General features: G+C 48.2%; 10 protein-coding genes. All 10 read right to left on the bottom strand.

Annotated elements, in window-relative coordinates:
* On the bottom strand, positions 1–450 hold a 450-nt coding region (locus tag MCG44_RS00900), incomplete at its 3' end, for a DUF3810 family protein (RefSeq protein WP_240286329.1).
* A 190-nt stretch (positions 451–640) separates the two neighbouring features.
* Complete coding sequence (locus MCG44_RS00895) at positions 641–1,591, bottom strand: phospho-N-acetylmuramoyl-pentapeptide-transferase (protein ID WP_240286328.1); 951 nt, start codon at positions 1,589–1,591, stop codon at positions 641–643.
* Between the two features lie 89 nt (positions 1,592–1,680).
* Complete coding sequence (locus tag MCG44_RS14975) at positions 1,681–3,090, bottom strand: recombinase family protein (RefSeq protein WP_240286326.1); 1,410 nt, start codon at positions 3,088–3,090, stop codon at positions 1,681–1,683.
* Positions 3,091–3,102: 12 nt separating this feature from the next.
* Positions 3,103–3,315, bottom strand: coding sequence for a hypothetical protein (locus MCG44_RS00885; RefSeq protein ID WP_240286324.1), 213 nt, complete (start codon positions 3,313–3,315; stop codon positions 3,103–3,105).
* Positions 3,316–3,385: 70 nt separating this feature from the next.
* Complete coding sequence (locus MCG44_RS00880; protein WP_240286322.1) at positions 3,386–4,504, bottom strand: ABC transporter ATP-binding protein; 1,119 nt, start codon at positions 4,502–4,504, stop codon at positions 3,386–3,388.
* A 14-nt stretch (positions 4,505–4,518) separates the two neighbouring features.
* Positions 4,519–5,118, bottom strand: coding sequence for an ABC transporter permease (locus tag MCG44_RS00875; RefSeq protein ID WP_240286320.1), 600 nt, complete (start codon positions 5,116–5,118; stop codon positions 4,519–4,521).
* A complete protein-coding gene (locus tag MCG44_RS00870; RefSeq protein ID WP_240286318.1) occupies positions 5,111–6,520 on the bottom strand; it encodes a hypothetical protein in 1,410 nt (469 codons plus the stop codon). Before MCG44_RS00870 ends, MCG44_RS00875 begins: the two co-directional genes overlap by 8 nt.
* Positions 6,517–7,356 (bottom strand): carbohydrate ABC transporter permease, encoded by an 840-nt coding sequence (locus MCG44_RS00865; protein ID WP_240286316.1) that lies wholly within the window; start codon positions 7,354–7,356, stop codon positions 6,517–6,519. The genes MCG44_RS00870 and MCG44_RS00865 overlap by 4 nt, the downstream gene beginning before the upstream one ends.
* A 2-nt stretch (positions 7,357–7,358) precedes the next feature.
* The gene (locus tag MCG44_RS00860; protein WP_240286314.1) at positions 7,359–8,144 is read right to left on the bottom strand and encodes a carbohydrate ABC transporter permease; all 786 of its coding nucleotides are present in this window, start codon (positions 8,142–8,144) and stop codon (positions 7,359–7,361) included.
* The gene (locus tag MCG44_RS00855) at positions 8,126–8,401 is read right to left on the bottom strand and encodes a hypothetical protein (RefSeq protein WP_240286312.1); all 276 of its coding nucleotides are present in this window, start codon (positions 8,399–8,401) and stop codon (positions 8,126–8,128) included. Before MCG44_RS00855 ends, MCG44_RS00860 begins: the two co-directional genes overlap by 19 nt.
* Positions 8,402–8,631 lie beyond the last annotated feature (230 nt).

The following is an 8,631-nucleotide window of genomic DNA, read 5'->3' as shown; positions in this document are numbered from 1 at the left end:
ACTGCTGCAAGCATTGACTTTCTCAGTCAGCCGGCTGCATACCGCTTCCAGCTCATCCACCGTACCCCCTCCGGCAGAGATTCCTGCTTTTTCAGAGAACGAGTTCCTTTTGTAATTCACACCGCAGTTTACCGTATACAGGAACATCAGGACGGCCGCCACAAGAAACAGGCAGGAAAGCCACCTCATCAACGTGCGCTTCCTGTTATCTTTACGGATAATTTTTACTGTAATATGTACCAGGGATGCTGCCAGGACCAGCAGCAGGATATAAAGACATATTTCCGACACAGAGAACGGAAAGATCCCGAAAAATCTTCCAAATACGGAAACCAGCACCTGATAGATATGTACAGAATACCATTCAGCCAGTCCGGGCATCACAGACACCAGTATCTGTATCCCCCCGCTTACCGTCAATAAAATGCACGCAGCGATTACTCTTATCATTGTTTTAGATCGTTTCTGTTTCTCTCTTTTGTCCATACAGTTTTTCTCAATCGTAGGTTTTCTTTTATTATACCACGTCCCCTATTGAAAGATATATCTGTTTGCGGTTAAACCTTTGAAACACCCATATCCATATAAAAGCCGAATGGTTTCCCATTCGGCTGCCGGTCTTTAGACATCCCGTATTCTGTTATGAGACTATCAGAAACGCTACCAGCCCAAGAAGCACCTGTGCGATCAGGAAACGCACCACCACCTGCGTGTCCGACCATTTGAATTTAATCCTTACATGGTCATGGATTGGCGTACGCGTATTTTTCAGTATGGAGATTTTCAAAAACCTCTTCAGGAAGATCTTGACCAGTCCGAATCCTCCGTCGATGATCAGCATTCCTGCAAGGAGCAGATAAACAAACGGATGCTGTGATTTCATCGCAATGATCGCGAGATAAAATCCCAGAGCCCTTGATCCCGCATCCCCCATCAGCATACTGCTCGGCGAGGTGTTAAAATACAGGTATGCAAACAGTACCGCGACAAAGAGAAAGTCGGCGATCACATAATTTCCCAGTGCCTCACGAAAGATCAGACTGAACGACAGGATAGCAACGCAGCAGAGGCTGGCACACAATCCGTCGACGCCGTCTGAACAGTTCGTGACATTGATCGATATCCAGATCAGGACAATTCCAAGAATGATGTAAACCGCTTTCGGAATGATCAGCTCCATGCTTCCGATATAAATCGCCGTCGGATTATAGTTTAAAAAAGTAAGCATGGTGACGGCAGATATGATCAGGTCGATCAGGCCCTTCTTATAATCACTCCATGGTTTGTCAGACGCATCATCGAGATAGCCGCTCAGCATGATGCATGCAAGCAATATCAGATAAATGATATACTCACGGTCCAGCGGCATAAAAAGAACACTGCCGACTATGAAACACAGGACAAATGTCAGCCCCACGCCCCTGATCTTTCCTTTCGACAGGTTCCCATTGACTGCAAATGCTCTTCCCTGGTCACTCGGCAGAAACGGCAGTGGAAATTTCAATGCCAGAAATGTGAGGATAAATGTAATAAGTATACCCAGCATAACAATCTGGTTTGTGTTTAAATAATGATTTAATATATTGTACATCTTTCTTTTGCCTCTCGGACAATCCTTTCTGTTATCTATTCATTATACTGAAGATACCACAAGCCTGTCTAAAACGCAAGAGCTGCATCTTATGGTTTTTCCGCAGATATGTCTGTATTCCCAAATCCTAGCTTCAAAGGAAAATGCTTAAGATAAACATCAATACTGTCTTTGTTCCTCACTACTATTTTCTCAAGCAACTGCCGGTAAAATTCATCTTCATAATCCATGCCGCCTGTCATCTCACTGACGGCATCTGCAATCTGCCGGATTTCTTCGTTGTCTTTATCTGTCACCGACCTGATCACAGCAAGTATGCTGCCTTTCATTTTTTTTCTGTCGTATTCCAAAAGATCGCATGCCGCAGCCATGATATGGAGAACATCCTCATTGCGTATGCTGCATCCTGCGCAGCCAGTCATATTTTCATTCTCGTCTGTGCGGGGAGCGCCGTGCCGGACTGCTTCCAGACAACGCCATGACTGATAGCTGCTACCGTCTTTTCTTTGTTTATATCTGGAGACGTAACTCGAACCACAGCATCCGCATTTTATTTTTCCAGAGAATGTATAGCGGCTGCTGTGCTTTTTCTTTCCCTTCTGTGAGTGAGAACGGCTGTCCAGAATACGGTTGGCTTTTTCAAACATCTCCCTTGAGATGATCGGTTCATGGTGGTCCCTGATGATCACATATTCCTCCTGCCCGCGGTTATACTTTTTTTCATGAGACAGAAAATCCGGTGTGTATGTCTTTTTCTGCACCAGATCACCGCAGTATTTCTCATTCCGAAGAATGCGCAGGATAACCGAACTCTGCCATTCACTGACACGCATGGGCAAAATCCCCGTTTCCCCAAGCTCACGCGCGATCACATGTGTTCCCTTCCCCTCCTCCACATATTTATGAAAGATAAGCCGCACAATCCTGGCACCTTCTTCATCGAGATACATGACTCCGTCACGCACCTCATACCCCAGCATGCTTCTGCCGAATACAACTCCCTGCTCCATCCGCCGTTTCTGCCCCCATTTCACACGCTCTGAAGTCCGGCGGCTCTCCTCCTGCGCGATGGAGGACATGATCGCGAGGCGAAGCTCGGCATCTCCATCCAGGGTATTGATATTATCATTCAGAAAAATAACGGCTATACCATGCTTTTTAAGATCACGAGTGTAATAGATGCTGTCAAGCGTATTCCTCGCAAAACGTGAGATCTCTTTCGTAATGATCAGGTCAAACTCTCCATTCTTGGCACTTCTGATCATCTGGTTAAACGACCTGCGCTTTTTTGTGCTGGTCCCGGATATTCCCTCGTCGGCATAGATTTCAAACAGCTCCCAGTCGGGATTGCGCTCGATATACTGCCTGAAAAACGTGCGCTGACTCTCAAAAGAATTTGCCTGGTCATCACCATCCGTAGATACCCTGCAGTATGCTGCGACACGCTTTCTTTTGCCAGCTGTCCTTCTCTCCTGGTTTAAGCGTTCGTAATCATACACAAAAACCCCTCCTTACAGCCGGTTGTTCTGATTCTCAATACACTGTCGGCAATGTCGGGATTCAAGTTCCTCCAGACAATGCTCCCGCTGCTCAGGAGTCAGCAGTTTTCTCTTCTCCAGAGACCAGAAGACCGCTTTTTGAATCTCTGTGAGAAACGCTGCATACTTCGGGTCATCCAGTTTTGGCACTGGTTTACCGGTATAGGCAAATTCCCTGTGTTTCATTAACCGCACCTCCCTCTGCTTTACTATATGTGCCGTAGGCTTTTCCATATAACAGAGAGGCTGCGCCCTTTCAGGCGTCCGGTGCCATTATATTCTGTTCGGTATTCACATCAAAAAAATGCGCTTTGTTCATATCAAATGTGAGTGTTATCACATCCCCCCTCTTAGCCGGCGTATCCGGTCTCACTCGACAGACCAGATTTCCTCCTTTAAACTCCGTGTAAAGACAGGCTTCCGCTCCCAGCAGTTCATATGCCTTTACCTCGGCCGGCAGAACATGTCCGTCATCGTACGTATTCCACTGGGCAACCCGGATATCTTCCGAGCGAATTCCCATAATGACTTCTTTACCGGTGTAGCCTTCTTTTTTCAATACCTCCGCATTGACGGAAGGTATCTCAAACTTCCGATCTCCGGATTCAAATATGATGCTGCTCTGCTGCTCCCGGATTTTCCCCCTCAGAAAGTTCATCTGGGGAGATCCAATAAACCCGGCGACGAAAAGATTCCTCGGACGGTCATAGACCTTTTTCGGCGTATCCACCTGCATGATATCGCCGTCCCTCATCACCACGATTCTCGTTCCAAGTGTCATCGCCTCCGTCTGATCATGTGTCACATAGATGATGGTTGCACCGAGACGGTTGTGAAGCTTCGCTATTTCAAGCCGCATCTGGACACGCAGTTTTGCATCCAGATTGGAAAGCGGTTCATCCATCAGAAAGACCTTGGGATCTCTGACGATTGCACGCCCCATGGCCACACGCTGTCTCTGGCCTCCGGACAGTGCTTTCGGTCTTCTGCCAAGAAGTTCCTCCAGGTCCAGGATCTTTGCGGCACTTCGGACAGCCTTATCAATCTCCATTTTCGGGATTTTTCTCATCTTCAGTGAAAACGCCATATTGTCATATACCGTCATATGTGGATACAGTGCATAGTTCTGAAATACCATGGCAATGTCCCTGTCTTTTGGTTCCTCATCATTCACCTTTTTTTCATCAATCACCACCTCGCCGGCTGTGATCGGTTCCAACCCGGCGATCATACGCAACGTTGTGGATTTTCCACATCCGGACGGTCCCACCAGGATAATAAACTCCTTATCTTCTATTTCCAGATTAAAATCTTTTATAGCCTCATATCCGTTGGGATATATCTTTTTGACTTTTTTTAATGATATCGACGCCATAGAGTTCCCCTCTTCTATCCACAGGCGATCAGTGTCAGACCACCCAGCATTTCAAGCCTGCGTTTTCCCATATCTTTTTGTTCACGTTTGTCGTACTGTATGGCAGCAAAGGCTACCTCCTGTTCAGTATCCGGTGTCAGCTCATAGACACACAGCTCTTCTTCCTGAAATTGAATTCCTGCAACCTGATAGGTTTTTTCATTGATCAGTACACTCCTGCCATCCACTTTTGTACTTCCGAAGAGCTGCCACGCCGTTTTCTCTCCCAGGATACAGTATCCTGTCTCTCCCGCCGGAAGTGCGTTGCTGTTCGGAAACAGTATGGAACAGTCTCCTGCAATCCCGATCGTCTTCACATCAGCACTTCTGCTGTAATCAGGATTCGTCACCGTCTCCGGCTTATTTTCCTGCCATAAGGCAACATCAAATCCCTCTTCTCTCATCCGTGTGATGATAAGACTCATGTTCTCATCATACACCGCTGCGCTTTTCATCTCCCATTTGGCAATCCCCGAAGGTGCAGCAGCTTTATAAACCATACCGATTCCCAGCCCCGCCAGACATAAGACACCCGGCAGCAGAAGTGAGATCAGAATCTTTTTTCTTCTATTCATCTCCCTCCTCCATCAGCCGCACTTTATCGCCCGGGGATACTTCTTTGCTGGAAAATACAACGAACTGGTCATTTGCCCCCAGCGAACCATCTTCAAGCGCAGCACTGCCTTCATTTTTATCCTTAACAGTCACATCCTGCCTTACGACACTGAGCTCAGTTCCCAGAATCGTCTCTGTCTCCCGGATCATCAGGATATAATTCCTGTCATTATCCGCGTACAGCGCGGACAGCGGGATGCAGCACGGATACGGCCCCGACTGTTTTGTCAGTTCCATCTTACCGCTCTCACCGAGTGAAAGCGCTTCATCCATTACTTTCACAACAGCCTCATAGCCGCCTTCTTCCTTCTGTGTCACGGCGGTTATTTCACAGTTTTCTTTCTGCAGTCTGTCGTTTTGGAACTTAAGGGTCACGTTACTTCCCGTCTTCACATAATCCGCCTGTTCTTCTGAGAGTACCGCCTTAAAATTCCAACCCTCAGACCCGTCCGCCAGGATCATGGCTGCACTGTCCGTCGTGCGGTCGCCTGCTTCCACACAGATCTTCCCGACATTTCCAGCCATCATGCTTACAACCTGTCCATCGTTTTCCTGCAGTTTTTGATACGCTGCCAGTTTCGTTTCCAGCTGTGAGATCGTCTGCCCGGCCTCTGTGATACCGCTTTCATCAGCAGGTGCCTTATTTTCCGCATCTTCTACCGCCCGGCGAGCCTGCACAACCGCCTTGTCACGTTCAACCTCCGCGTTATAGAGCGCCGTCTCTTTCTGCGCCAAAGCATCCTCCAGTTGTTTCATGCCCTGCTCCCATGCGCTTGTATCAGCATTTTCATTCATCTCCTGATAGCTTTCCCAGGATGGATAAGCTGACAGCTCATACTCTGCATCAGAGTACTCCTGCCAGGCTCTGTTAACAGCCTCATCCTGAACCGCGATCGTATTCTCAAGATCCTCCAAAGCACGCTGTTTCGCAGCCTGTACAGTCTGTTGCTCCACACTCCTGCCGGCTTTAAGCACCGCAAGTTTCTGCTGCTCCATCTCGATCCGGGCTGTGACCTCTTCGCTCAGTTTTTTCAAATCCTCTGTATCCAGCCGGAGCAGTACCGTTCCCTGCTGGATCTTCTCGCCAATCCTGACACAGACCTCCGCTACCCGGATTCCCTCTTCCACAACCACCGCCTTTCCTATGTCCGCCTCGATCCTCCCTTCAGCTGTGACCGTGTGGGAAATGTTTCGCTGCTCTGCTTTTCCAATCTGCACCCTGGGCATCTGCCACGCATAGATACCGCGTGATATGATCGTGCACAGCAGCATAATAAGCAGGAATGCAGCAAAACACCAGACCGCTTTTTTTCTTCTTTTTTCAGATGTATTCCATTTCACTGTTTTCATGTCTTCACTCATTCCTTGATTCCCGATGAAATGATTCCCTGTTCCAGGTAATCCTGTCCAATTACAAACACAAACACAGCCGGTATCAGTGCTATCACAGATGCCGCAAGTGCGGTTCCCGCCTGCCCGGCTCCAACCTCCGGCAGATACAGCGAAAGCGGCCACAATGTCTTATCCTGCAAAAATGCCAGCGGCTGCTCCATCATATTCCAGTACTCCAGAAATCCTAAAACCACTGCAGACAGAATGCCCGGCGAACCCAGCGGAATCCCGATTTTCAAAAAAACCGCCAGCTCACCGGCACCGTCAATCTTAGCCGCTTCTATCAATTCTCTCGGTATCGCAGTAAAACTGCGGTATATGAGAAATACCGGAAATGTAGAAAAAACTGCCGGCAGGATGACTGCCGCATGGGTATTCATCAGGTTCAGCCCATCCAGTACCAGATAGGAGGGAAGCATTGTCACCTGAAACGGAAGCAACATTAAAATGACGTAGAGTGTAAACAACAGTTTCTTTCCTTTAAAGCGAAATGCTGCAAACGCCCATGCTGCCGGAACCGCAAACACCAGCTGTCCCGCGAGGATTGTTCCTACAATTTTCATCGAGTTCCAGAACACCGTAAAAAAGTCCGGTGTCCAGATCAGCAGTTTCACAAAATGAATCAATGTCGGATACAGCGGAAAAAGCTTCCATTCTATCATGCCGCCGGTTCCGTTTAACACTGGCGCCAGGCTTGCCGCCAGTTCATTTTTGCTTTTCAGAGAACCCAGGACTGTGAGAATCACCGGCATACAGATGATCACTGCTGATAACACCAGCCCCAGCTTCCAACAGATCTTTTTCAACCTCAATCCTCCTGTTTCTCCCAGAAACGCTGCAGCAGCAGCACAAATGCAACAAATACAATCGTGATACAGACTGCCGCCGCCGCCATTTTATCGATCTCCAGCTTGGTAAACCAGTTGTTAAAGATGTGCTGGAGAAGGTACATGTTCTGCTGCGGATAAGCTCCGGCTACCAGATAGGCCTCCCGGAATACCTTAAAGGAATTCAAAAAAGATAATACTGTGATTGTATACAGTACCGGCTTCAGTCCCGGGAGCACTACGTGGAAAAAACACTGAAACTCCGATGCACCATCCACTCTGGCAGCCTCTTTTAATTCCTCCGGTACATTGTGCAGGCCTGCCAGCCAGAGTATGATGGTATATCCCATGTTCTTCCACAGATAGCTGATGATCAGTACCCAGAAAGATGCATCACTCCCCAGCCAGTCCACCGCACTCAATCCCAGTGATGCAAGCCCCGCATTGATCAGGCCGTTTACATGAAACATCATCTTCCAGATCAGTACCACCGCCGCGGTGGGCACTGCCATTGGCAGCAGGTACACCGATTTCAGCCCCCTGATTTTTTTACATCCATTTAATGCCAGTGAGATCACAAGTGAGATCAGAAGCAGCAGCGGAAGCCCGACGGCCACAAATTTCAACGTATTTTTGACCGCCGCCAGGAATGCCTGATTCGTAAAAACTTCCCGGTAATTCGCAATCCCGCAGAACTTCCCCGTCACTGCAGTCTGAAAAGAACGTTTTCCCACATCCGCAAACGGTATCAGTACAAAGATGGCCACGCCTGCCAGACTTGGCAGCAGAAACCATACCTACTCCTGTAGATGAATCGAAATTTTCTGTACAATTTCCCAGTACAATCTTCAATCTCTTTCTCCCCCGTCAGAGCCTGTGCACCGATGGTTATGATCTCTTCCTTCAGACTGTCGTCCGTAACAGCCGGTACCTTAAGAGTCTCAATCAGGTCTCTGAACTGCTTCTTTTCCGCGTCATTCGGCCAGACGACATCAAGCCGTATCTCATTTCCGTCACGGTCCATAATCCCTGCCCCCTCCATTGATCCCGGAATGGGATTGGTGGCAAAGCTGTCAAAGCCTCTGCATTGACCGGAAAACCATCTCTCAGACTTTACTCTGAACTTCTGTACCCAACAGCGTTTCCATCCATGACATGGCAAGCTCCTGGTTTTCAGAGTTTACGCTGACGCCGATGATCCCGGACGGAGAAAATACATCTGAGGACTGTCCGTTAAACGCCCGGTAAGTATCC

The sequence above is a fragment of the Lawsonibacter sp. OA9 genome, from assembly GCF_022440585.1.
Note: the sequence above shows the minus strand (reverse complement) of the source record. Positions and strands in the feature narration are given on the sequence as shown.

What these genes read in the sequence shown, in the direction of transcription:
- MCG44_RS00885 (WP_240286324.1), bottom strand. Translation starts at nt 3,315, where the DNA reads ATGAAACACAGGGAATTTGCCTATACCGGTAAACCAGTGCCAAAACTG.
- MCG44_RS00895 (WP_240286328.1), bottom strand. Translation starts at nt 1,591, where the DNA reads ATGTACAATATATTAAATCATTATTTAAACACAAACCAGATTGTTATG.
- MCG44_RS00870 (WP_240286318.1), bottom strand. Translation starts at nt 6,520, where the DNA reads ATGAGTGAAGACATGAAAACAGTGAAATGGAATACATCTGAAAAAAGA.
- MCG44_RS00875 (WP_240286320.1), bottom strand. Translation starts at nt 5,118, where the DNA reads ATGAATAGAAGAAAAAAGATTCTGATCTCACTTCTGCTGCCGGGTGTC.
- MCG44_RS00855 (WP_240286312.1), bottom strand. Translation starts at nt 8,401, where the DNA reads ATGGACCGTGACGGAAATGAGATACGGCTTGATGTCGTCTGGCCGAAT.
- MCG44_RS00880 (WP_240286322.1), bottom strand. Translation starts at nt 4,504, where the DNA reads ATGGCGTCGATATCATTAAAAAAAGTCAAAAAGATATATCCCAACGGA.